The organism is Actinotalea fermentans (assembly GCF_007991475.1).
GTDB lineage: Bacteria > Actinomycetota > Actinomycetes > Actinomycetales > Cellulomonadaceae > Actinotalea > Actinotalea fermentans.
Genome location: NZ_BJYK01000008.1, coordinates 1 through 24,036 on the forward strand (window position 1 = coordinate 1; position 24,036 = coordinate 24,036).

A 24,036-nucleotide genomic window follows, 5' to 3' on the forward strand; every position below is an offset into this window, starting at 1 on the left:
GGGCGTCCGCCCGCCGGCGTACGCCGACTGGAAGGTCACGATCCGGCCGGGCCCGGTGCGGACCGCGCCGCGCCCCGGCAGCCCGGGGTCGACATGCGCGGCCAGCGGGCTGCCGAGGACGTCGTTCGAGTCGTCCTCGTCCGCCATCCGCAGCGCGACGCGCAGGTTCGTGTTCGCGCGCAGGTTGTCCCGGATGACACCCGCGGGGCGCTGCGTCGCGAGGATCAGGTGCAGGCCGAGGGACCGGCCGCGCTGGGCGACGTCGACGACGCCGTCGACGAACTCCGGCACCTCCGTCGCCAGGGCGGCGAACTCGTCGACGACGATCACCAGGCTCGGCGGCGTGTCGGGGTCGCCGCGCTTCTCGAGCGCGAGGAGGTCCTTGGCCTCCTTGGCGTTGAGCAGACCCTCGCGGAAGCGCAGCTCGGCGCGCAGCGACGTGAGCGCCCGGCGCACGAGGTGGGGCGACAGGTCGGTGACGAGGCCGACCGTGTGCGGCAGCCGCACGCAGTCGGCGAACGCCGCCCCGCCCTTGTAGTCCACGAGCAGGAACGTGACGCGGGAAGGGCTGTGCGCCGACGCCATCCCGAGCACCCACGACTGGAGGAACTCGCTCTTGCCGGCGCCGGTGGTGCCGCCGACGAGGGCGTGCGGACCCTGCTCGCGCAGGTCGAGCACCATGGGCCCGGCCACCCCCTGGCCCACGATCGCGCGCAAGGACCCCGCCCGCGCCACGCCGCCGGGGGCGCGGCCGAGCGAGCCGCTCTCGCGCCAGCGCTCGAGCTGCACGCCGGGGTCGGCGCCCAGCTCCGGCCCGACGAGCGCGAGGAAGGACACGCTCTGCGGCAGGCCGGCCTGGTCCTCGACGACGGCGCCCGCGTCCTCGACCGGCGCCAGGAGCCGCGCGAGGGCGGGGGCGTCGGCCGCGGCGAGCCGCTCGATCACCACGGGGAAGCGCAGCTCCCCGGGACGCACGGCGCCCGCCGTGGCCCGCCCCTCGGCGTCGACGACGACGAACTCGCGGCAGGCCGCGGGCAGCGCGTCGGCCGTCGCAGCCACCCACACGACGTGCACGTTCACGTCCGGACCGTTCTCGGCGATCGCCGTGAGGCGGGCCCGGTCGACCGGCGCGCCGTCCTCGACGACGAGCACCACCGATGGCAGGAACGGCGGCTCCTCGGCCTGCGCCGCGCCGGGGTTCGCCGCCACGCGACCCCGCGGCTCGGGTCGGGCGGCGCCGCCCCGGCGCGCCGCGACGAGCTCCTCGAGGGCGGCGACCAGGGTGACCGCCGCGCCGGCGTCGTCGGCCAGCAGCGGCACGCTGCCGAGCGCGGCGTGCGCCGATCCGGTGTGCGGCAGCCAGGGCAGCCAGCGCCAGTCGGCGCTCGACCGGGCCGGCACCACGGCCGCCAGCGACAGCTCCGCCGGCGAGTGGAGCGCGACGAGCTGGAGGGCGATCGCACCGGCGAGCTCCGCGACGTGCTGGCGGGGACCGGCGATGCCCAAGTTCCCGCCCTTGCGGAGGTTCGCGACCACGGGCGCCTGCGTGACCGTGCCCGCGTGCTCGACGAGGTCCCGCAGCGCCTGGCGGACGTCGGCCGCGCCGTCGGCGGCGTCCGCGCCCGTGATCGTGCAGCGCGAGCGGACGTCCCCGGTGCCCAGGCGGACCGTGAGGAACTCCTCGTGCTCCGGCCGGCGCGACCAGAGCAGCGGGCCGTACCGGACGACGGCGTCGGTCAGCTCGGCGGTGGACGGGTGCTGGGCGCACCGCAGCACCCGCTCGAGCCGGTGCGCCGCGTCGACCTCCTCGCGTGCGGCGAGGATCGCCCGGTGGAACTGCTCGGTCGCGGCGGCGAACTGGCGGCGCGCGGTGAGCCGGGCGTCGAGCCAGGTGCCGACCATGATGACCGGGCTCAGCGCGACGAACATCAGGCTCAACGCGTTGCGGGTGACGGTGAACAGGATCGCGCCCATGAGCAGCGGCGCGACCATGGCGACGAGCGGGAAGCGCCGGGGCGGCGACGGCTGCGGCACGGTCGGCGCGGCGATCTCGCGCTCCTCGACCGCCGGCACGACGCGCGGAGGGCGCACGAAGGGCACGACGGTGGTCGCCTGGGCCCGGTCGGCGGGCCGCTGCAGCAGCACGACGGTGAGCACCGTGTCGCCCAGCAGGACGGTCCCGCCGGACTCCAGGGGCACCCGCGGGACGGGGACGCCGTCGACGACGACGCCGTTGGCCGAGCCGAGGTCGACGATCTCCACGGTGTCGGCGACGTTGATGCGCGCGTGGCGCTTGGACACCATCGGGTCGCTGAGCCGGACGGCGACGTCGCGATCCCGGCCGACGACCGTCGCCCCGGCCGGGAGCGGGAACTCGCGGCCCTCGTCCGGCCCGGCGAGGACCCGCAGCACCGCGACCGCGGGGGGGCGCCCTTCCCCGGGGCCGACGACGGCGCCCCCGACCCGCTCGACGCGCACGGTGCCGCCCGAGCGGACCCCGGAGCCCTCGACCGTCGCGGCGGCGTCGAGCAGGAGGCCCGCACCGTCGGGCGTGTGCAGCCGCAGCGTCACCGGTCCGCCCGGGCTGGCGGCGTGCGGGTCGGGGTTGCCTTCGACGAGGGCCTCCGCGACGTCGCCGACGGTGGCGCCGGCGTCGGCCGTGACGACGAGGTCGACCGGCTGTCCGCCGAGGCGTTCGAGGGTGAGCTTGATGCGCATGTCAGGGCGTCCCGGGGGTGGCTGGGCAGGCGGGGGGTGGGCAGAGGGCGGCGGTCACTCGTCGACCTCCAGGTCGAGCAGACCGAGGTGGGCTGCGGTCACCAGGCGCGACGTGACGGCGTACTCGACGAGCCGGATCCGGCGGGAGGTGGCGTGGCCCGCGGGCCCGCCGCGCAGGCCCTTGACGCCGTGGCGGTCGAGCTTGTCGCAGACGTTGTCGAGCTTCCGGTTGAAGCGGGTGAGCGTCCAGCCGAGCCGGCGCGCGGCCGCGGCCGAGGACGGGATCTCGCTGAGCCCCGACCCGGTCCGGCGCAGCAGCGGCTCGGCGAGCGCGACGATCAGCTGGAGCTGCGACGTCGTCCACCGGGCCTCGCCGACCGTGGTGGCGCCGACGGCCTCGACGGCGGTCCGCACCTCGCGGTACGGCGAGGTCTCGAGGTAGACGTCGAACTCGTACGACGTCGGGCCGGCGAGGAACGTGACGGTGGAGACGGGGAAGACGAGCGGCAGGCGCGCCCCGGGCGGGAGCCAGGACTGCACGCCGCCCCCGACGTCGCACACGGTCGCCGAGATCCGGGCGCCGATGTTCTCGAGCCACCACAGGCCGGCGTCGGAGGACAGGCGCAGGAAGCGGCGGTGCAGGAACGGGTTCTCGTCGATCGTGAGGTCGGCCTCCCGGCCCACCTCGAAGACGTCGCCCCAGGCGACGCGGTACCACTCCCCGCAGTACTCGACGGACACGGCGGCACCCGTCGCGTCCGGGGCGCCGTCCGGCCGCCGCGGCGCCTCCTGGTCCTGTCCGAGGCTCACAGGCACCCCCTGACCGGCTCGACGGACGCCTTGCCGTCGCGCGTGACGAACACCTCGATGCAGGTCTCGCCGTCCTGCACGGGCACGGACGCGGTCGGCTCGGCCGAGCGCGTGAGGGCCTGCTCGTCGACGAGGCTGAGGAGCCGCCACAGGTACTCGTCGCCCGGCTCGGGCTCGGGGTTCGTCCAGGTGAAGACCACCTGGTCGCCCTCGCGCGTGCCGCGCACGTCGGTCGCCGACGGCACGACGTCCGCCAGGGAGTCCACGGGCTGCACGTCCGGTGCCCCGGTGGCCACCGGGTCGGTGTCGTCCCCGTCCGGCTGACCGCCGAGCAGGACGGCGGCGCCCACCCCGAGCGCGGCGACGGCCACGACGGCGACGACGACGGCCGTCCGCCGCCGCCCGCGGCCCGCCGGCGTGTCGTCGTCGGGCGCCGCGTCCTGGGCGCCGGTGCCGGCGGCGACGGGCCGGTGGAGCGTCTCCTCGACGGCCGGCGGCGCCGGCACGTCGACCCACGCGCTGCGTCCACCGCGCACGATGGTCCGGGCCATGGGCGGGGTCGTGTCGCCCTCCAGCGGGTCCGCGCCGGCCGAGGCGACGCCCGGCCGGGGAGTCGGCGCGGACGGGGTGGACGGCGCGGGCGCCGGGGCGTGCGCGGGCGCCGGGCGTCCGCCCGTCGTCCCCGGCGGGCGGTCCGGCGAGATGCTCTGCACCCGCCGGATCCGCGTCCCGGGCTCGTCGTCGTCGCGCGCCTCCTGCTCGACGACGACGTCGTCCTGCACGGAGACCGGGGTGGCGCCGAAGCCGAGCTCGGTCTGCACCTGCTGCAGCGCGCGGGCGAAGGCGAGCGCCGAGGGGTAGCGCTGGTCGGGACGCTTGCCCATCGCGGTGGCGAGCACCCGCTCGAGCGACGCCGGCACGTCGGCGCGGCCGATCGGCGGGACCGGCACGCTCTCGATCCGGGCCATGAGGTCCGCGGACGTGTTGGACCGCCCCGGCAGCTCGAACGGCGAGCGACCCGCGAGCAGCGTGTACACCGTGGCACCCAGGGCCCACACGTCCGTCGTGACGTCGGCACGCGGCGGGTCGTCGAAGGACTCCGGCGGGCTCCACGGGAGCGACATGCCCTCGGGCCCCGCGCTGTCCTCGACGGTGGAGGCGATGCCGAAGTCCGTCAGCTGCGGCTCGTTGTACTCGGTGAACAGGATGTTCTGGGGCTTGATGTCGCGGTGCAGGATGCCGGCGCGGTGGGCGGTCTCGACCGCCCCGGCGATCTCGACGCCGATCCGCAGCGACTCCTGGAGCCCGAGCGGCGCCTGGCGGTAGCGGACCCCGAGGTTCGCGCCCGGGCAGAACTGCATGACCAGGTACGGACGCCCGTCGGCGGCCCGCCCCACCTCGAAGATGTTGACGATCGAGGGGTGGCTCGACAGCTGGGCCATGAGGTCGGCCTCGGCGTCGAACCCCGCGAGCGCCGCCGGCGAGAGCATGCTCTCGAGCAGCACCTTGATCGCGACCTTGCGCCGCGGCTTGTGCTGCTCGTAGAGGAAGACGTCGGCGAACCCGCCGGACCCCAGCAGCCGCTGGTAGGTGAAGCCCTCGAGCTGCGGCGGCGCCGACGGGGCGCGGCCCGGGCTCACGGGAGCCCCACGAACGTGAGCAGGGCGCCGTCGCCGAGGTCGAGCACGTCGTCGGACCGCAGCAGGACGGGGACCTGGGGGTCGAGCCGCCGCGGGTCCTGCCCGTCGCGGAACAGCACGGTGCCGTTCGAGGAGTCCAGGTCGACGGCGAGCACGTGCCAGTCCTCGAGCCGGATCGCCACGTGGCTGCCCGACACCTCGCCCTGCGGGCTCGGCACCGTGAGCACCCGCGGCACCTCGCCGGAGACGCGGGACACCTTGGGCCGCCGCCCGACGACGTAGGACCCGTCGAGCTGGACCACCTCGCCGCCCGACACCTGGACGGCGCCGAGCGCGGGGCGGGCCACGCGGGACGCCTCCCCGGTGACCTGCCGGCCGCAGACCCAGCAGTCGCCGCGCTCGGGCGGGTTCGCGTGGCCCGACAGGCAGATACGGGCGAGCACGCCGTGGCCGCCCGACGACGGCGCGGGCGCGTCGGGCGCGCGGCCGTGGGCGCGGGCGGCCCGCAGCGCCGCGATCGCGGCCGGGCCCATCGTGCGGCCGTCGTGCAGCGCATCCGCGACGGCGCCGTGCTCGGCCTCGTCGGGCTCGCGCACGGCGGCGTCCTCGATGGCACGCATCTGCGTCGCCCCGAACAGGTGCGCGTACCCGTCGGCCGCGTCGTCGGCGTCCTCGCGGGCAGCGGCCGGCTCGTCGTCGAGCGGGAGGAGGCTCCACGTCGTGCCGCCGAGCGTGACGTCCGGCACGGGCTGCGGCTCGGGTTCCGGCGCGGGCTCCGGCGCGGCCTCGGGTTCCGGCTCGGGCACGGGTACCGGCTCGGGCTCGGGTTCCGGCTCGGGGACCGGCACAGGCGCGGGCACGGGCTGCGGTTCGGGGACCGACACAGGCTCCGGCTCGGGCACGGGCTCCGGCACCGGCTCGGGCTCCGCGACCGGCCTGGGAGCGGGCGTCGACACGAGCACGGGCGTCGGCAGGGGCTCCGCCGTCCGCGCGACCACGAGCGCGCCCGCCCGCACGACGCCCGCGGACACCGGCAGGGCCGGGCCGTCGCCGAGCGCACCGACGGAGCAGCGGACGGCGCCGGGCACGCGCTCCTCGCGCCACGTCACGACGCCGCGCCCGTCGAGGCGCGCGTCGTCGCCGGTCTCGCGTGCGATCTCCACGGAGAGCGGTCCGCGCACGAAGACCTGTACGCCGTCGTCCTGCCAGGCGAGCAGCAGGAAGTCGGGGAGGTCGCCGGTGCCGATGGGCGCGCCGGCGACGATCTCGCCGAGCACCCTGGCCAGGCCGGCCCCCTCGGTCAGCCGCTGCTCGAGCGCGAGCGCCAGCTCCACCCCGCCGGCCGGCAGCAGCAGGGCCGCCGCATCGGTGACGACGGCGAGCCCCTCGCCAGGTGCGTACAGGCAGCGCATCACGGCCTCCGTCGGGCGGTCGGCTTGGTGTCGCCGTCGGGCTCGTCGACGCCGTCGTCGGGGCGGCGCTGCGCCGTCCCCTGGTCCGCGCCCGCGTTGCCGCCGTCGACGACGACGGCCGTCACGTTGTCCCGGCCGCCGCGCGCGACGGCCTCCCGGACCAGGCCCTGCGCGGCCGCCACCGGGTGCGGCTCGCCGCGAAGCAGCTCCGCGATCTCGTCGTCGGTGAGCTCCGCCGTCAGGCCGTCCGAGCAGACCAGGACGCGGTCGTGCGAGCCGATCGGCAGCAGCCAGAAGTCCGCCTCGGACCAGCCGCCGGCGCCGAGCGCCCGGGTGACGACGTGCCGCAGCGGGTGCTCGGCGACCTCGGCCTCGGTGATGTCGCCCGCCTCGACGAGCTCCTGGACCTCGGAGTGGTCGACGCTGATCTGCTCGAGGCGGTCGTCGGCCAGCCGGTACGTGCGCGAGTCGCCGACGTTGACCACCAGCCAGTAGGGCTCACCGCCCTGCCACGTCACGACGACGCCGCTCAGCGTGGTCCCCGCGTCGCGGCCGGGCGGCGCCTCGATCGCCTCGACCCGCGCGCGGGCGCGCGCCACTGCCTCGTAGACCTCGGCGGGCGAGACCTCGCGCCCGGCCAGGTCGGCGAGGGCGGCGATGGCGGCGCTGCTGGCGCGCTCGCCCGCCGCGTGCCCGCCCATGCCGTCCGCGACGACGAACACGGGCGCCGTCGCGACGTGGGAGTCCTCGTTCAGCGGCCGCACCCGCCCGGCGTCGGTGGCGGCACCGGCGGCGAGGACCAGGTCGGCGGTGGCGACCATCAGGAGACCCGCGCCACGAACGACCGCTCGCCGAACCGCACGGTGGCGCCGTCGGGCACGACGACGCGGCGGCCCGCCGGGACCGGCTCGGGCGCGGCGCCCGGGACGAGCAGCTCCGTGCCGTTCGTCGAGCCCTTGTCCTCGACCCACAGGCCGCCGTCGTCGGTGCCGAAGGCCAGGTGGGTCTTGGACACGGACATGTCGGGGTCGGTGATCGCGACGAGGTGCTCCACCTGCTCGCCCGCCGCGGCCTCGGGCGCCCGCCCGACGATGCCTCGACCGGTGACGTGCACGACCTCGCCGGTGTCGAACGCCAGGCGGTGGCCGCCGCGGCGTGACGCACGCGGGGACAGCCGCGTGTGCACCAGGTCGTCGTCGGCCTCGGGCGCGGCCGGCGCCGGGGCGGCCGCGGGCGTCGCGGCCACCGGGGCGGCGTACGCCTGCTCGGGTGGCGCCGGCGCGAACCCGGGCACGTCGGCGATCAGCCCCTGCGCGGGCGGCACCACGGCCGCGACCGGGGCCGGGCTCGGCGCCACGACCGGCGCGGGCATCGGCGCGGGCATCGGCGGCTGGACGGGCTGCGGCATCGGCGCGGCGACCGGGGCGGCCGTCGGCATCGGCGCCACGATCGGCGCCGGCGTCGGCGGCTGGACCGGCTGCGGCATCGGCGCGGCGACGGGAAGCGCGGTCGGCGGGGCCGCGGGCCGGGCGGACCCGGCGCGCGCGCGGACGACGGTCGTCCCGGACGCCTTCTCGTGCCAGCCCTGGCGCAGCGGGCCCTTGTCGAACACGCCGGTGCCGGCGAGCGCCATGACGACGGCCGCGTTGAGCAGCGACGTCCCGATGGTCGCCACGAGCCCGAACAGGAAGAGCAGCGCCACCACGCTGCTGAGCAGCGTGACGGGGAACGAGATCGCGCCGAGCACCAGCCGCGACAGGAAGATGCGGCCGACGCCCGGCGCCTGCCCGGTGGCGGCGTCCACGGTCCGCGTCCCGGTGACGACGTTGCCGACCCGCCTGCCGGTGCGTCCCTCCCAGATCCAGGCGACGACGAACCAGATCAGGACGAGGAGCTGGGGCAGCTGCGTCGCCAGCATCGAGCCCGTGTCGAAGCCGAACGTGCGCCAGAACCACACGACGGAGCTCCCGCGGGTGAGGAGGACGGCCCCGAGGACCGTGATCGCGCTGACCGCCGCCATCTCCACCAGCCACGACAGCGCGCGCAGGCCGGGCGAGGCGATCTCGACGCCCGCGGCCCACGCCGGGGGGACCCCCTGCATCCCCCCGACGCGCGGACCGGGCCCGTACCCGGGCGGGTAGCCGGGTGCGTAGCCGACGCCCGGCGCGGGGCCGGGCCCACCGACGAACGGCGCGGCCGCTCCGCCGGGCACGGTCGTGCCGCACCGGGGGCAGAAGGTCGCCCCGGCCGGCACGGGCGAGCCGCACGCGGCGCAGAAGTGGGCCTGCTCGTTCATCGACGTCCTCCTCTGATGCGGGCGAGCGCGGAGCCGCGCCGTCCGTCCTGCCTCCACCTGAGCGAGCGGACCGAGAACCGCGCGGCGAGGCGCCGCCAGCGGCCCTGGCCGCCGCGGAGCTCGGCCAGGAGCCGGTCCACCTCGGCCCAGAACGCCTCGACCTCGGCGTCGGTCGGCTCGACGGAGCCGAAGACCACCTGGTCCACGCGGTCCGCGACCGCGACCATCAGCGGGCCGCCGTACTCCGGGGCCAGTCCGGTCGCCGTCTCGCGCCGGGTCGCGCCAGGGCGCAGCGGCGCGCCGAGGTCCAGCGCCGTGTCGGCGACCTCGCGCCAGCCCCCGCACACGCGCACCACCGGGTGCGCGGCCCGCCGACGACGGCGCCGCCGTCGTGCCTTCGCGGCCGCCACCAGGACGAGCGGGCCGACGAGCACCAGCACCGGGATGCCGATCGCCGCCGCGAGCCGCAGGTAGGCGCCGAGGTCGACGCCCTCGTCCTCCTCCGCGACGTCGTCCTCCTGGGCGAGCGGGGGCCGCGGGGCGACCTCGGGCTCCTCGGGTGGCGGCGGCTCGTCGAGCGCGGCGGGCTGCGGCTCGCGGTTGGACCGCGGCTGCTGGTCCTGCGGGACGTTGTCCTCGCTCGGGGTGACGTCCACGGGGACCCAGCCGGCGCCGTCGACCGCGACCTCCAGCCACGCGTGCACGTCCGTCCCGCGCAGCTCGACCGGCCCGGCGCCGGTGCCCGTGGCGTCCGGGTACAGGCCCATGACGACGCGCGAGGAGTAGCCGAGCGAGCGGACCATGAGCGCGGCGGCGACGGCGTACTGCTCGTCGTCGCCCACGGGCGGGTCGCTGGAGAGCAGCCGGACGAGGCGCGCGGCGCCGTGGCCGGGCGGCGACGGGGGCTGGCCGTCGAGGCCGTCGGAGAACACGCCGTCGGTGAGCAGCCGGTCGCGCACCAGCCCGATCTGGGCCAGCCCGTCGGTCTCGGTGCCGACGAACGAGCGGGCCGCCTGGTCCACGACGTCGACGCGGTACTGGGCGGCGGCACCGGCGTCGCGCGTGGGCGCCGCACCGGTGAGGTCGGCGAGCGCGCGGGTCTCGGGGACGACGGCCGTCACCGCGTAGGTGTCGCCGGTGGCCAGCGGCCGGGTGGCGAGCATCGTGCCGGTCTCGCCGTTGACGTAGAGGGTGCGCTCGGCGCCGTCGCCCGCCGCGGGGAGGTCGACGGCCACGGGGACGCCGGGCGAGGGCAGCCACGGGCCGCGGTACTCGCCGACGGTCACCTCGACCCGGCTGGGCTCGTCGGCCGCGACCGGGGCGTCGGGGTCGCCGAGCACGGTGTCGGCGAGCTCGAAGGACCCGGCGGTGCCCGGGCCCGTGCGGTCGCCGCCGGCGACACCGAGCACTGTGCCGTCGTACGCGTCGAGCACGGCCAGGCGCAGCCGCGCGCCGGCCGGCAGGGCGTCGACGGTGAAGAGGACGTCCTCCTCCTGGTCCTTGACGTACCGCCGGAACGACTGCAGCGGGCTCGCGTACTGGCGCAGGTCGAGCGGCGGCTCCACCTGGTCGCGCAGCACCTGCCGCGACTGGGCCCCGGCGACGACGGGTCCGGCCAGCGCCACCGTGGCCGCGACGGCGGCGACCATGACGGCCGCCTGCGCGCCGCGGCGCCGGCTCAGCCGCCGCGCGTCGGCGCGGTCGTCGACGGTCTCGGTGGACGCGGGGACGGCCGGCCGACGCGCGGTGGAGACCCGGCGCCAGGCGAGCCACCCGCAGGCGAGCACCGCGAACGCGCCGCCCTGCACCACCGGCCAGGCGGCCTGCGACGTGCCCAGCAGGATCATCCCGACGAGCAGGGCCCCCAGCGGCAGGAGCGCCCACTCGGCGCGCCGCACCCGCAGCGCGAGCGAGACGGCCAGCACGACGGCGACGAGCCCGGCCAGGAGCGGCACGACCACGAGCTCGGGGAACGCGAGCACGGGGGTCGGCGCCGTGACGAAGCCCTTCCAGGCGCGCACGGCGTCGAACGCGAGGGCGCGGAAGGTCGCCGCGCCGGGCACGACGCCGCCGAGCGTCGTCCCCGGGCGCGCGAACGGGCCCGCGACGAGGAAGTAGCCGAGCACGGTCGCGCCGGCGACGGCGAGCGCCGGCCACCGCCAGGCCGCGCCCGCCCAGCCCACGACGGCGCCGAGCAGGACGCCCGCCGCGGCGGCGGGCACGAACCACGCGCCGCCGAACGCGGGCACCAGGCAGGCCAGCGCGGTGCCCGCCAGTGCGAGCACGACGACGACGTCGACGAGGGCGACCGGGCGCCGCGCGCGCGTGGCCGTGTGCGTGGCGGTGCGCGTCCCGGTGGGCGGGCGGCTCTCGGCGCGCCTGCCGGGCCGGGCGCTCACGCGTCCCCCAGCCGGCGCATCGCGACGGGCAGGTCCTCGAGGGCGCCGATGGTGAGCACCGTCAGCTCGGCGACGGACCGGCGGGAGGGCTCGGCACCGCTCTCGCAGCGGACGGCGACCCCGGCGACCTCGATCGGCAGTCGCGCGGACGCCGCCCGCAGCCGCGTGACGCTCGTCCCCGAACCGACGACGAGCATGGCGATCGAGGCGCCGGGGGCCGCCGTCGCCAGGGAGCCGGCGAGCGCGACGACGTCCGTGCGGCGCGCCGATGGCTGGACGCGCGTCAGGTCGTCCAGGAGCCGGCCGGCCGTCCTGGTCTGGAGGGTGCCCGACTGGGTCAGGACGGTGAGGTCGCGCTCCTCGCGGAACGCGTGCAGGCCGAGCGAGCCGGCGACGCAGACGGCGAGCTCGAACTCGTCCTCGTCGGATCCGTAGTCGGCGACGTGCGTGGACAGGCCCACGGCCAGGTGGGACCGCCGCGTCTCCTCGTACTGGCGGACCATGAGCTGCCCGGTCCGGGCCGTGGACTTCCAGTGCACGTGCCGCCGGTCGTCGCCGACGACGTACTCGCGCAGCGCGTGGAAGGACACGTCCGACGGCGACAGGTCGCGGCTGGGGCGCCCCTCGAGGTCCTTGAAGAACCCGGCGGAGGTGCCGGCCAGCGACACGGTCCGGGGGTGCACGAACAGGTCGATGGGGTCGGTCCAGCGCACCTCGCGCCGCGCCACGCCCAGCGGGTCGGCGCGCACCGAGCGCACCGGCCCGACGGCGATCACCGCGCGTCGGGAGGTGGGCACGGCGAACAGGTCCTCGTGGGTGGCGCCCGGCCCGAGCCGCGGGAGGGCGAACGTCGCGAGGTTGGCCCCGACGGGGAGCTCGATCTCGGCGGGCAGCGTGCCGCGGGCCGACGTGTTGGCCACCTCGACGCGGCCGACGGCGCGCTCTCCCACGACCACGCGGCGGTGCGCCAGCTCGAGCCGCACGGCGTACGGGGACCGGCCGACGAGGAACACGCCCGCGACCACGACGACGGCGGCCACGCCGACGGCGACCACCCGCAGCTCGTCCCAGCCGTACCGGCCACCGGCCCACCAGGACGCGCCTGCCACCGCGAGGAGCAGCACGCCCAGCCCGCCGACGGCGAGCCCGCCCGGCCGCCAGCCCCGCACCCCCCGCAGCCCGCGCCCGACGACGTCGGTCACCTGCTCGCGGGCGCGCAGCAGCGCCGGCGGGACCGCGAGCCGGAGGCGGGGTGGCCGGAGGGCGGCCAGCCGGTCGAGCACCTGGGTCATGCGACGGTCCGACGCTCCTGGGGGGCGGCCACGTCGGCGAGGACGCGGCCGAGGACGCCCGCGGCGGTGGCACCGGCGAACTCGGCCTCGGGGTCGAGGACGAGACGGTGGTTCCAGACCGGGTGCGCGAGCTCCTTGATGTCGTCCGGCAGCACGAAGGTGCGCCCGTGCGCGGCCGCCCAGACCTTGGCGGTGCGGATCAGGGCGAGCGCGCCGCGGACGGAGACGCCCAGGCGCGTGTCGGCGTCGTCGCGCGTGGCGCGGGCCAGGTGGGAGACGTACTCGAGGACCGTGGGGTCCACGTGGACGTCGGAGGCGAGCGCCGCCATCTTGATGACGGCGTCGGTCGTGATGCGTGCCGGCAGGTGCGACGCCGGGTCCTTCTCCTTGGCGCCGCTGAGGATCTCCACGGTCGCCAGGTGGTCGGGGTAGCCGATCTCGGTCTTCATGAGGAACCGGTCGAGCTGCGCCTCGGGCAGCCGGTAGGTGCCGGCCTGCTCGATGGGGTTCTGGGTCGCGATGACCATGAACGGCGCGGGAGCGCGGTGGGTGGTGCCGTCGACCGTGACCTGGCCCTCCTCCATGACCTCCAGGAGGGCGGACTGCGTCTTGGGCGAGGCGCGGTTGATCTCGTCCGCGAGCACGATCGAGGCGAAGATCGGGCCGCGGTGGAAGTCGAACGTGCGGCTCGCCTGGTCGTAGATCGACACGCCCGTGACGTCGCTCGGCAGCAGGTCCGGGGTGAACTGGATGCGGTTGTGGGTGCCTTGCACGGTCGCCGCGATGGCGCGGGCCAGCGACGTCTTGCCGGTGCCGGGCGCGTCCTCCAGGAGCAGGTGTCCCTCGGCGAGCATGCAGGTGAGAGCGAGGCGGACCACCTGGCTCTTGCCGAGCACGGCGTGCCCGATGTTGTCGACGAGCGCCTCGAACGTCTGGTGGAACCAGGCCGCCTGGTCGGGCGTGGGTGCAGGGTTCATCGAGTTCTCCTTGTTCACCACGTGATCCATGGCGTCGTGATCACGCCGATCACCTCGAGACGGACCCGGGTACCCGAGTAGCCGTAGTAGCAGGGGCTCTGGATCGTTCCGTTGGCCGGGACCGAGACGGGCTGGGTGGTGTAGTAGACGCCCTCGCCGCCGTTGTCGGACCAGCAGGCCAGGCGATAGGACCCCGCCGGGACGTTGGTGACGGTCAGGTTGATGTAGGCGCATGCCGCACCGGTGCACACCGCGTCGTTCATGCGGGCGCCCTTGGACGCCGTCGCGGACATCGGCGGCGGGCCGCTGCTCGCCGAGGCGCTGCGGCTCGCGGTCGTCTGCCCACAGCCGTCCGTCGCGTACGCCTCGATCGAGTGGCCCTGGCTGTAGCCGTTGCCGACGCTCCCGCTCCACGAGGTCGCCGCCGTCTGCCACGCGCCGCCGTCGACGCGGTAGTGCAGCGTCACACCGCACCCGTTCGCTGTGGCGGTCGCGGCGAGGCTGACGCTCGTCGCGCCTCCGGTCGCACTGACCGACGGCTGGGCCAGCGGCCCGTAGGGCGCGACGCCGGAGCCGGACGCGTTGTTCCCCGTGTACCCCGCGGCGACGGCCGGGCCGACGTACTGCGCGCCGTCCACGGTGGAGACCGCGCGGACCTGCACGGAGTAGGTGGTGCCGTTCGCGAGGCCGCCGACCTGCCGGTTGCCCGCGAGCGCCCCCCAGCCACCGCCGCTGAGCGACACCTGGTAGCTCATCTGCCCGGCGGTGGCGCCGTTGCGCGGCGCGTCGCCGAAGGCCAGGGCGAGGGTCCCGTTCCCGCCGGTCGCCGACGCCGTCAGGCCGGTCACGGCGCCCGGCGGCACCACGGCCTGGCGCGGGGCGGACGGCGCGCTCGGCGCGGAGTCCCCGGCCTTGTTCGTGGCGACGACGCGGTAGGTGTACGGCGTCTCGGAGGTGCTCACGGTGACCGCCTGCGACAGCGCGGTCCCGGCGTCCAGGGTCTGCTCGGGCAGCGCCCCGCCGTGGAACACCTGGAGCGTGTACCGCTTCACGGCGTCGCCGTTGTCGGACGCCGGCGCGGCCCACGAGACGAGCATCTGGGCCGAGCCGCCGACGGGCTCGAGCATCGACGTCGTCGGTGTGCCGGGCGCGTCGGGCACGCCCGCGGGGATCTCGGCGGCGGAGTACGCGCTCCAGTCGGACGGGCCGGCGTTGTTCACGGCCTGCACGCGCACCCGGTAGGCGGTGCCGTTGTCGAGGCCGTCCCAGACGATCGACGTCCCGGTCACCCCGGCGCGCTGCCCGATGCCGGACGACGGCGGCGGGGAGATCTCGAGGGTCACGGACGCGATCGCTGACCGCTCGCCGCCGTAGTCGCGGTTCGACCAGCTGACGGTGAGGCTGTGGTCGCCGAAGACCAGGGTGGGCGGTGCGGGCGGGTCGGGGACGGCGTCGGGCCGGATCTCGCCGGACTGCGCGGACGGCTCGGACGGGCCGACCTCGTTCACCGCGACGACCGTGAAGCGGTACGGGCGGTCGTTGGTGAGGCCGTCGACGGTGCACGTGGTCGCCGGGCAGGCGCGCGTGCCGCCGCCCTCGCCGAGGATCGACACCTCGTAGCCCGTGATCTCGGCGCCGTTGTTGCGCGGCGGCGCCCAGGACAGCACGGCGGTGTGGCTGCGGACCTCGACCACGGTCGGGGTGCCAGGCGCGTCGGGCACGCCGCGCACGGTCAGCCGCACCCGGCCGACGACCTGCCGCGAGGGGTCGCCCGTCGCGTCCGCGACGGTATAGGCGACGACGACCGTGCCCACGAACGTCTCCGCGGGAGTCACCGTGACCGTCCGCCCGTCGGTGCTCACGTCGGCCGTGCCGGACTCGAGCAGGACGGCGGCGACCTCCAGGCGCTCGCCCGGGATCGGCGAGACGTCGTTGTCGAGCACGGGGACCTGGTACGTCTCGCCCTGGTTGGCGTCGTCGACGACGTCGTCCACGACCGTCGCGAGGGGCGCGCCGGACGCGGTCACCGTGACCGTCGCCGTCGCGGCCGTCTCGCTCTCGCCGTCCGAAGCGACGACGGTGAAGGTCAGCACGGTGCCCACCGGCGTGCCCGCGGCGGGCTCGAGCGTCAGGACGCCGTCGGCGGCGACCCGCACGGTCAGCGCGGCGGGCACGTCCTCGGTCCGGAAGGTCAGGGGGTCGTCGTTCGGGTCGGACGCGTACCGGCCGAGCTCGACAGCGGTCTCCTCGCCGAGGGCCGCGTCGACCGCGAGGCCCAGCAGCTCGGGCGGCTCGTGGCCCGACGGCGTCACGTCGATCGGCAGCGACAGCGTGGCGCGGCGCCCGGTCGGGTCGTCGACCGTGCGCGTGTCGATCACCTCGACCGTGAGCGCGGCGGGCCCGTAGTAGTCCGGGTCGGAGACGAAGGAGACCGTGTGGTCGTCGACGAGCCCCGGCGTCCCGCGCAGCGCCTGCAGCCGCTCGGCCTGCGTCACGCGCACCACCCGGCCGGCCGCGACCACGACGACGTCGGTCAGGTCCACGCGCAGCTCCTCGCCGCTCACCACCGTGAGCGGGGCGAGGTCGGCGCGCAGCGTGGGCCGCTGGCCGTCGGTGCCGGGCACCCACACGAACGCGCTCGCGCGCAGACCGTCGGGGTCGGTCACCGTGTAGCGCACCGCCTGCGCCGTCGGGAGGACGGGCACCGAGAGGACGCCCGCCCGCGCGGTGACGCCGACCGTGTCGGTGGCGACGGTGAGCGTGCCGACCGACCCGTCGGGGTCCTCGTCGTTGTCGAGCACCGCGACCTCGACCTGCGTGCGCCCGAGGACGTCCGCGGGGGACATCCGGTCGTCGCGGGCGACGGGCGGCTGGGTCGGCGCCTCGGCCGTGACCTCGACGGTGAGCACGCCGGTCGCGTGACCGACGCCGTCGGACACCCCGTAGCGCACCGCGTAGGTGCCGGGCTGGGCGGGGGTGCGGACGAGGAGCCGGTCGCCCTCGACGTCGACGGTCAGGCCGTCGCTCGGCTCCGGTTCGCCGTAGAAGCCGAGCGTGCCGCCCTCCGGGTCGACGTCGTTGGCCAGGACCGGGACGGAGATCTCCCGCGAGGGCCGCGTGGCCCGGTGGTCGTCGACGGCGACGGGCGGCGCGTTCGCGGCCACCTGGGACGCGATGCCGACGAGCACGACGCCGTCGGCGGACGCGCCGAGCCGGTCCGTGACGGTGTACGCGAACGAGTCGGTGCCGACCGCGCCGCGGGCGGCCTCGTACTCGACCCAGCCGTCGCCGATGGCGGTGACGCGGCCGAGCCCCGGCGCGCGCGAGACGCCGTCGAGCTGCACCGAGTCGCCGTCGGGGTCGATGCCCGCCAGCGGGATCGCGATGCGCGAGCGCTGCCCGGAGAGCACGCGCGCGGTGACCGTGACCGGCGTCGGCGCGGCGTTGGAGGCGGCGTCCACGGGCGTGACGTGGACGGTGATCTGGGCGGAGTCCTTGTGCCCCTGGCCGTCGCGCACCGTGTAGGTCGCGTAGGCCGTCTGCGGGGTGGTGCCGGCCTGGAAGCGGACCACGCCCTCGCTGACGAACATCGTGCCGGCGGCGGCGTCGGGGGCCTCGGCGAGGTCGGGCTCGACGGTGATCGGCAGGCCGTCCGGGTGCGTGTCGTTGGCCAGCACGTCGATGGTCGCGACGTCGCCGGCCCGGACCGTCACCTCGTCCTCGGCGGCCTGCGGGGACTGGCTCTCCCCCTCGCGGGTGACGGGCACGACGACGACCTCACCGCGCGTGCTCGCCTGCCCGTTGGAGACCGTGTACGCGACGGTGAAGGACTGCGGGCCCGGCTGGACGGCGGACAGCCGCAGCACGGCGTGGTCGAGCACCGCGACGGAGACGCCCGCACCCGGGGCCGCCGCGGCGGACTGCAGCACGAGCACGCCACCGGTCGGGTCGACGTCGTTCGCGAGCACGTCGACGAGCACCGAGCCGTCGCTCGGCAGGAGCGCGCGGTCCCGCACCGCGACGGGCGGCTCGGCGACGGCGTCGTCGGGGGCGACGTCGACGCGCACCAGCCCGACGGCGACCGCGGGGCCGTCCGTGACGAGGTAGGTGAGGTAGTACACGCCGGCGGTCGGCGCGGTGAACGTGATGGTGCCCGCCTCGAGGTTGCGGTCGAGGGTCACGCCGGCGACGTCGTCGACACGCGCCAGCCGGAGCTGGTCGCCGTTCGGGTCGGTGTCGTTGTCGAGCGGGCGGATGCTCGCCTCGCGGCCGGCGACGGCCGTGAGGTGGTCGACGGCGGCGAACGGCGGCTGGTTCTGGCCGGCCGGCAGCACCGTGATCTCGACGGTGCCGTCGGTGGTCTCGCGCCCGTCGGTGACCTGAACGGTGACGGTCTTCGCGCCCGTCTCGACGCCACCGTCGATGAAGGTCAGGGTGCCGTCGGCGGCCGAGCGGACGCTGTCCCCGGCCGACGACGTCGCGGCGCCGACCAGCTGGAGGACGTCGCCGTCGGGGTCCCGCCAGTCGCCCAGGACGTCCACCTCGACGGTGCCGCCCTGCCCCACGGACGCGCGCGTGCTGCGCAGCTGGACGGGCGCGCCGTTCTGGTCCGGCGCGCGCACGGTGAGCGTGACCGACGCGGTGTCGCTGCCGCCGCGGCCGTCGTCGAGCGTGTAGTCGAACGTGGCGGACCCGGTGGCGTCCTCCGGGACGGCGACCTGCAGGCCCGCCCCGTGGCCGATCGCCTGCACCTGGCCGAGCGCCGTGCCACCGTCGGGCGTGGCGGCGAGGATGTCGCCGTCCGGGTCGGTGTCGTTGTCCAGGACGGTGAGGATCGTCGTCCGGCCGGGCCGCACGCCGAACGCGTCGTCGCCGGCGACGGGCGGGCGGTTGGGCAGGTCCCGCTCGGCGAGGATGCGCTCGGTCTCGGTGGCGGCGTCGTCGGTCTCCTCGGCGGAGCTGTCCTCGGCCGGGGCGAGGTCGTCCCACTCGTCCGACATGACGTAGTCGAGGTCGGCGAGCCAGACCGTGCCCGTGGCCAGGTCGTTCAGCACGACGTAGCCCCGGTTGACGCGGTAGCGCAGGTCGCCGGACGTCGCGGGCAGCGTGTCCGTGTAGGGCTCGTCGCCGTCGCACAGACGGACGACGTCACCGGTGGACCACGCGCCGTACGTGCACGCGCCGACGCGAACCGGCGGGGCCGGCGTGCCGGAGGCGCCGACCACCCGCGGCTCGCCACCGCCGAGCGGCTGCAGCACGAGGCCCTCGCTCGTCGCGACCGCGACGGCCCCGGCCGCGACGCCGGGCTCCTGCAGGCGCGCGTCCTCGCCGGGCACGGTCACGGTGGCGTCCGGCAGGTGCAGGACGCCGGCCCCCTCGTCGAGCACGACGGCGGACCCGCCGACGGCCGTCACCTGCAGCGGGCCGTCAGGCCCGACCTCGAGGGAGCGCGTCGACGTGTCGCCGGGCACGCCCGCCTCGGTGCGCACGGTCGTGAGCGTGGCGGCGGCCGGGTCGGCGACCAGCACCGCGCCGTCCGCGCCGACGGCGACGTCACCGCCGTCGGCCACCGTGGCGACCGGCTCGCTCTCCGGGTCGAACGTCATCAGGGCGTCGGCGGGCAGCGCCCACACGGACCCGCCCGGGACCCACACCGCGACGGTGGCGCCGCCCAGCTCGACGCGTGCGCCGTCGGGCAGCGAGACCGAGCCGGCGGGCTGGACGGCCGCCGGGTCCACCTGGCTGACCGTGCCGCCCTGCGGGTCGACCAGGAGCACCAGCCCGCCGTCCTGGAGGACGTCGAGCGCGGTGGAGCCGCCGACGACGGCGCCGTCGACCGCCTGCGCCTCGTAGTTGAACCGGCCGAGCTGCATCTCGGACGCACGGGTCACCCACACGCCGCTGTCGTGCAGCTCGACGTCGGTGGTCGAGTACCCGGGGTTGGCGAGCGCGAGCGCCACGACCGCCGTGGACATCGCGGACAGCCCTGCCACGGAGGGCGCCGTGCGCCGGAACCGTGCCCTCATGGCGTCCTCCTTCGAGCGGTCGACCGCCGCACGTCCGGGTCAGGGCAGGGGCCGCTGACGCGCCGACCGTAGGAGCGGGGGGATGGGGCGGACGATGGGGAGAGCTCCCCATCTCGCGTGCCCCCTCCGGCGGACGAGATGGGGAGAACTGCCCATCGCCGGGAACACTCGACGGGCCGGTGTGGAGCGACAAGTCCCCCGAATCGGGGACGACTAGGCCGTTCGGGGGACACCTCGTGCTCGCGGTTTCACCCGGTGCCGGACCGGCCCTGGGGGCCCGCGTCTTTGCACGTGAGACGCGTGTCCGACGTGTCCGGAGATGCCAAGACAAGGCCGGACGCGCCGGACGGCCCGCGCCCGGCGCCCCCTGGGCAGTAATGGGGGGAGCGCGGCGTCGCCGCGCTCCCCCCACCCCCGGCCCCGGGACCACCCCCATGAACCAGCACTGCTCGGTGCGCTCGGTGCGCACCACCGGCGTCACGCTCGCCGACGTCAGTGGCGGCGTGCTGCGCGTGCTGCGCTCGAGCCGCGGCGTCCGGGGCACGCTCCGCCTGAGCGAGGGTGCGCTCACGGTGCGCGGCGCGGCGGACGCGGGCGACGACGTCGTCGAGCTGCCGCTCGCCTGGGTGGACGACGCGCACGGGCGTCAGCCGCGCGGCCTCCTGCGCCCGGGCCTGCTCATCGTGGGCGCGCAGGACCCGGCCACGGGCCAGCAGCTGTCCGTGGTCGTCACGACGGCGCGCGGGGTGGACGCGATCGCCGCCGCCCGGGAGGTCGCCGACGCGGCGGCCGCGGCGGGCAGGCTCAGGTCAGAGCGGTCCGGCCGGCTGAGGCAGGTGCATCCGTCGAGCCAGGCGGCTCAGTCGGGTCGGTCGGCTCAGTCGACGTCGTAGGCGAGCGAGGCCAGGCGCGGCAGGTGCTCGCGCATCGCGTCGTCGTCGTCGAAGTCCCACATCGGGGCGAGCTCGGGGAGCGCGATCTTCCCGGCGTCGGGCAGCTCCTCGTCGGTGGCGGCCTCGTACGCGTCCCAGGCGACGCCGAGCATCGCCTCGCACTCGAGCTCCTCGCCCCCGGCCAGGGCGCCGCGGACGGCGGGGACCTCGGCGAGCGAGTCGGGGTCGGCGACCGCTGCCTCGAACGTGTCGCGACCCTGCGCGATGAGCCAGCCGCGGAAGTAGTCGAAGCCGTCGTCGGACGCGCCACCGTTGATGAGGTAGGCGGCGGCCCACAGCTCGGTGAGGTAGCTCTCGGCGACCAGGCCGGCGAGCGCGACGTCGAACGCCTCGATCACCTCGGGGTCGCGGTCGGCGAGGGTGCGGACCAGGGTCTCGGCGACGGAGTCGGCGTCGGTGGGGTCGTCGGCCTCGTCACGGGCGGTCTCGATGAGGTCCCAGAGCTCGGTGGAGTCCATGCGCGGAACGCTAGTCGCGTCGGCGGGTGGCGGGGGAGCCGTTCGCGGCGCCCGCGCGGGTTGGCCGGGTGCACCCACCGCTCCCCCCACCCACCCACGCGTGCACCCACCGCCACCCCCCACCCACCCACGCGTGCACCCACCGCCACCCCCAACCCCCAACCACCCACGCGTGCACCCACCGCCGCACTTGGTGCGGGAGTGGCTGGAGTGAGCGGGGGGACAGCACGCGGGTCCCAGGCGCCACTCCAGTCACAAGCGCGGCGGCACGTGCCCGCGCCCGCGCCCGCGCCCGCCGACCATGCCCGCGCCCGACGGCGTTTCGCCCACCCGATCCCCTTTCACCCGACGGCGAACGGTCGATGTGGAACACGAGCGGCAGCGCGGCCGTTCGCAGAGGTGTCACGCCCAGCCGGATCCCCAGATCCGGGTGCGCCGTCCACGAAGCGAGGTACGCCGTCATGCCCGTTGCCACCAGCCAGCCCGCAACCCTGACCCGCCAGGACCGCTGCGACCGCTGCGGTGCCCAGGCCTTCGTGCGCGCGACCCTGCCCGGCGACGGTCTCTCGCTCCTCTTCTGCGGCCACCACTTCCGCGCGCACGAGCTCGCCCTGGTCGCGGCCGGCGCCGAGATCCTCGACGAGCGCCACCGCCTCCACGAGCAGGTCAGCACCCCGGAGGCCTGACCGCCGACGCGCGGGCGCCCTTGGGGTGCCCGCCGACGCACCGCCGCGCGTCCGCGGACCTGTGGACAACCACTTCTCCACCGCCGCCGCGCCCTAGGGTCGTCGCGGATCCGGACATTCCGGACCGCACGACGCCGGGGGGCAGAGGTGACGGACCCGCTCGAGGTCGACTTCGAGGAGCTGCGCGCCGCCGCCCGCGCAGCGTTCGCGGTCGCGGACGACCTCTCGGCCATCGGCAACGCCGAGCCCCTCGCGGCGCGCGACGCCTACGAGTGGTCCCTCGCGCCGTCGACCGGGCGGTTCGCGGCACGCTTCGGCCACTTCGTGCGCGAGCTGGGGCGCAACGCCGACGACGCCGGTGAGGTGCTGCGCATCGCCGCCGAGGCGTACCTGGCCGACGACATCGTCGCGCCGCTCGAGTTCGGCCACCTGGGCGAGGGCCTGCCGAGCGGGGCGCTGGTGTGAACCGGACGGGTGACCTGGCCCGCCTCCTCGCGTCGAGCGGCGACCCCGAGGTCCTGGTGCCGGGCTCCCTCAACGCGCTCTACGGCGACGCGGACGCGCTGGTGCGCCAGTCGGGCGAGCTCACCGCTCTCGCCGACGACGTCCGTCGCCGCACCGTGGGGACGTGGTTCGGGGCGGGGGCCGCGCGCTGGGCCGAGCTCCGACCGGTCCTGGCCGACAACGTCGACGCGGCCGCGGCCGTCTACCTGGTCGCCGCGGATGCGCTCCGGGCGCAGGCAGCGGTGCTGATCCGCGGACGCGCGGTCGCCCTGATCGCCGCGCGGCTGTGGCAGGAGGCGATCCGCGCGGAGACGATGGCCTCGCCCGACCTCGTCTGCGCGCCGCCGCGGCTCTCCCTGCCCGCCGCTGCCCCGCGCATCGGCGTGCCGGCCGGCGCGTCCGTCGCCGTGCCCGGCCGACGCGCGTCGTTCCCGGCCGCCGGAGGCCCGGACCACGACCCGACCGGCCTCCGCGCGCTCGCCACGCGCGTCCTCGCCCTGGCCCACGACGGCGTCGCCCGGCACGCGGCGGACGTGGCGGCGCTGCTCGACTCCCTCTGCAAGGACCTGCCCGACGGCGAGTTCCGGCTGTCGTCCCTCGTGGGTGGGATCGGGCACTGGGTCAAGACGAACACCCTGATGTGGGCGACGACGCACCCGCTGCGATGGGTCGTCGACTTCGAGGGGACGCTGGCCGACGCCAACGCGATGGTCGACGGCGTCGAGGAGACCGTCCGCACGCTCGCCGCCGACCCGCACGAGGCGAACCGCCTGCTCCTCGATTCCCAGCTCTGGCACGACGACCCGGGCCGCTGGATCGGCCAGGCGCTCCCGGACGCGGCCCTGACGGTCGCCGGCCTTGGCCCGACGACGCGCGCGATGCGCCGCCTGGAGGCCCTCACCGTGGCGGCGGAGCGGCGCCTCCCGTGGCCGAGGCCCCGGCCGGAACCTCGCACCTTCACGTCAACCGACCCGCTGGTCGGCGAGACCGCGACCATGCTCGATCACGTGCTCCCCGGCGTAGTCAAGGGCGTCAACCAGGGGGTGCCGACGCTGTACGGTCGCTCGCAGGAGATCGACATCCTCCTGGAGCGCATCGCCATCGAGGTGAAGAGCGGACGCGCCCAGAAGGTCGCCGCGCAACTGGACGCGATCGCAAGCAAGACGGGGTTGACCCCGCTCCTGTACGCGCCCGATCTGCCCAACGTCGCGCGGGCAGGTCTCCTCATGGAAGGTCGCCTCGTGGCACGCAACTTCGACGAGCTACTGCAGATCCTGAGGGAGTTCATGTGAAGAGCGCGTACTTCTTGTCGCACGACCCGCTGCTGTTCGAGAAGGCCCGGCAGGCGGTGCGCGAGACGGGTCGCGACATCTGGCACGGGTGCGAGCTCACGTACGAAGGCGACGACGAACTCCAGGTGCGCGAAGTCGCGACCGATCACCTGTTCACCCTCGAGAACCGCGAGGACCCGAAGTACGGGTACCTCTACAAGTCGCCCCCGCACTACCCCGAGCCTGGCGTCACGATGCCTGACCTCGAGACCGCCATCCCCTACGGCGCGGTCTGCCGCTGGGAGGACCTCTTCGTGCGGCTGGTGCGTGTGATCACCGAGATCTCCGGCGAGCCCGCGTGGATCCTCGACGAGAACGGCGTCATCTGGGACGCGCGCAACGTCGACCCCGATCGCGTGCTCCTCTGACTCCCGGCCCGCGCGGGGCTAGGTGTCTCGCGAACTAGTTGCCGCGGTAAGCATTTCGCGGAAGTGTCCCCCGGCCCGCGCCCCGCCTCGGTCCCTGCTCCGCCGTGAACTCCGCCCGCGCCCGCCTCGATCCCTTCCGCCCCGCGCACTCAGCCCGCCCGCGCCA

At 76.1% G+C, this 24,036-nt stretch carries 16 protein-coding genes; 5 read left to right on the forward strand and 11 right to left on the reverse strand.

Annotated elements, in window-relative coordinates; all coding sequences use genetic code 11:
* The 10 genes from AFE02nite_RS11215 to AFE02nite_RS11260 form a co-directional block, all read right to left on the reverse strand.
* Window positions 1-2,718: FtsK/SpoIIIE domain-containing protein (locus AFE02nite_RS11215; protein ID WP_146819654.1), on the reverse strand; the 2,718-nt coding region annotated here is incomplete at its 3' end.
* A gap of 54 nt (window positions 2,719-2,772) precedes the next feature.
* Complete coding sequence (locus AFE02nite_RS11220) at window positions 2,773-3,459, reverse strand: FHA domain-containing protein (RefSeq protein ID WP_034249387.1); 687 nt, start codon at window positions 3,457-3,459, stop codon at window positions 2,773-2,775.
* A 65-nt stretch (window positions 3,460-3,524) separates the two neighbouring features.
* The gene (locus tag AFE02nite_RS11225; protein WP_146819656.1) at window positions 3,525-5,168 is read right to left on the reverse strand and encodes a serine/threonine-protein kinase; all 1,644 of its coding nucleotides are present in this window, start codon (window positions 5,166-5,168) and stop codon (window positions 3,525-3,527) included.
* On the reverse strand, window positions 5,165-6,580 hold the full coding sequence (locus tag AFE02nite_RS11230) for an FHA domain-containing protein (RefSeq protein ID WP_146819657.1): 1,416 nt from the start codon (window positions 6,578-6,580) through the stop codon (window positions 5,165-5,167). The genes AFE02nite_RS11225 and AFE02nite_RS11230 overlap by 4 nt, the downstream gene beginning before the upstream one ends.
* A complete protein-coding gene (locus AFE02nite_RS11235) occupies window positions 6,580-7,401 on the reverse strand; it encodes a PP2C family protein-serine/threonine phosphatase (protein ID WP_146819658.1) in 822 nt (273 codons plus the stop codon). Before AFE02nite_RS11235 ends, AFE02nite_RS11230 begins: the two co-directional genes overlap by 1 nt.
* Window positions 7,401-8,876, reverse strand: a complete 1,476-nt coding sequence (locus AFE02nite_RS11240) for a zinc-ribbon domain-containing protein (protein ID WP_146819659.1) — start codon at window positions 8,874-8,876, stop codon at window positions 7,401-7,403. Before AFE02nite_RS11240 ends, AFE02nite_RS11235 begins: the two co-directional genes overlap by 1 nt.
* Entirely contained in the window at window positions 8,873-11,275 is a 2,403-nt protein-coding gene (locus AFE02nite_RS11245; protein ID WP_146819660.1) for a transglutaminase family protein, read from the reverse strand. Before AFE02nite_RS11245 ends, AFE02nite_RS11240 begins: the two co-directional genes overlap by 4 nt.
* Window positions 11,272-12,567, reverse strand: a complete 1,296-nt coding sequence (locus AFE02nite_RS11250) for a DUF58 domain-containing protein (protein ID WP_146819661.1) — start codon at window positions 12,565-12,567, stop codon at window positions 11,272-11,274. The genes AFE02nite_RS11245 and AFE02nite_RS11250 overlap by 4 nt, the downstream gene beginning before the upstream one ends.
* The gene (locus AFE02nite_RS11255; RefSeq protein WP_034248085.1) at window positions 12,564-13,544 is read right to left on the reverse strand and encodes an AAA family ATPase; all 981 of its coding nucleotides are present in this window, start codon (window positions 13,542-13,544) and stop codon (window positions 12,564-12,566) included. Before AFE02nite_RS11255 ends, AFE02nite_RS11250 begins: the two co-directional genes overlap by 4 nt.
* Window positions 13,545-13,558: 14 nt before the next feature.
* On the reverse strand, window positions 13,559-19,570 hold the full coding sequence (locus AFE02nite_RS11260) for an Ig-like domain-containing protein (protein ID WP_146819662.1): 6,012 nt from the start codon (window positions 19,568-19,570) through the stop codon (window positions 13,559-13,561).
* A gap of 434 nt (window positions 19,571-20,004) precedes the next feature.
* Here AFE02nite_RS11260 and AFE02nite_RS11265 point away from each other — a divergent pair, with 434 nt between their 5' ends.
* On the forward strand, window positions 20,005-20,463 hold the full coding sequence (locus AFE02nite_RS11265) for a hypothetical protein (RefSeq protein WP_034249062.1): 459 nt from the start codon (window positions 20,005-20,007) through the stop codon (window positions 20,461-20,463).
* Here AFE02nite_RS11265 and AFE02nite_RS11270 read toward each other — a convergent pair.
* Window positions 20,448-20,981, reverse strand: a complete 534-nt coding sequence (locus AFE02nite_RS11270; protein ID WP_034249061.1) for a DUF4240 domain-containing protein — start codon at window positions 20,979-20,981, stop codon at window positions 20,448-20,450. The two genes, AFE02nite_RS11265 and AFE02nite_RS11270, sit on opposite strands and share 16 nt — an antisense overlap.
* Window positions 20,982-21,442: 461 nt before the next feature.
* Here AFE02nite_RS11270 and AFE02nite_RS11275 point away from each other — a divergent pair, with 461 nt between their 5' ends.
* From AFE02nite_RS11275 to AFE02nite_RS11290, 4 genes are all read left to right on the forward strand, one after another.
* Complete coding sequence (locus AFE02nite_RS11275; protein ID WP_146819663.1) at window positions 21,443-21,667, forward strand: DUF7455 domain-containing protein; 225 nt, start codon at window positions 21,443-21,445, stop codon at window positions 21,665-21,667.
* 147 nt (window positions 21,668-21,814) lie between these two features.
* On the forward strand, window positions 21,815-22,132 hold the full coding sequence (locus AFE02nite_RS11280) for a hypothetical protein (protein WP_034249060.1): 318 nt from the start codon (window positions 21,815-21,817) through the stop codon (window positions 22,130-22,132).
* The gene (locus AFE02nite_RS11285) at window positions 22,129-23,463 is read left to right on the forward strand and encodes a hypothetical protein (RefSeq protein WP_146819664.1); all 1,335 of its coding nucleotides are present in this window, start codon (window positions 22,129-22,131) and stop codon (window positions 23,461-23,463) included. Before AFE02nite_RS11280 ends, AFE02nite_RS11285 begins: the two co-directional genes overlap by 4 nt.
* Entirely contained in the window at window positions 23,460-23,870 is a 411-nt protein-coding gene (locus AFE02nite_RS11290) for a hypothetical protein (RefSeq protein WP_034244334.1), read from the forward strand. The genes AFE02nite_RS11285 and AFE02nite_RS11290 overlap by 4 nt, the downstream gene beginning before the upstream one ends.
* Window positions 23,871-24,036: the final 166 nt, after the last annotated feature.

Bases quoted from the DNA above. Each gene is read 5' to 3' on its own strand.
- AFE02nite_RS11260 (WP_146819662.1), bottom strand. From the start codon at position 19,570: ATGAGGGCACGGTTCCGGCGCACGGCGCCCTCCGTGGCAGGGCTGTCC.
- AFE02nite_RS11270 (WP_034249061.1), bottom strand. From the start codon at position 20,981: ATGGACTCCACCGAGCTCTGGGACCTCATCGAGACCGCCCGTGACGAG.
- AFE02nite_RS11230 (WP_146819657.1), bottom strand. From the start codon at position 6,580: ATGCGCTGCCTGTACGCACCTGGCGAGGGGCTCGCCGTCGTCACCGAT.
- AFE02nite_RS11265 (WP_034249062.1), top strand. From the start codon at position 20,005: ATGAACCAGCACTGCTCGGTGCGCTCGGTGCGCACCACCGGCGTCACG.
- AFE02nite_RS11235 (WP_146819658.1), bottom strand. From the start codon at position 7,401: ATGGTCGCCACCGCCGACCTGGTCCTCGCCGCCGGTGCCGCCACCGAC.
- AFE02nite_RS11255 (WP_034248085.1), bottom strand. From the start codon at position 13,544: ATGAACCCTGCACCCACGCCCGACCAGGCGGCCTGGTTCCACCAGACG.
- AFE02nite_RS11240 (WP_146819659.1), bottom strand. From the start codon at position 8,876: ATGAACGAGCAGGCCCACTTCTGCGCCGCGTGCGGCTCGCCCGTGCCG.
- AFE02nite_RS11250 (WP_146819661.1), bottom strand. From the start codon at position 12,567: ATGACCCAGGTGCTCGACCGGCTGGCCGCCCTCCGGCCACCCCGCCTC.
- AFE02nite_RS11275 (WP_146819663.1), top strand. From the start codon at position 21,443: ATGCCCGTTGCCACCAGCCAGCCCGCAACCCTGACCCGCCAGGACCGC.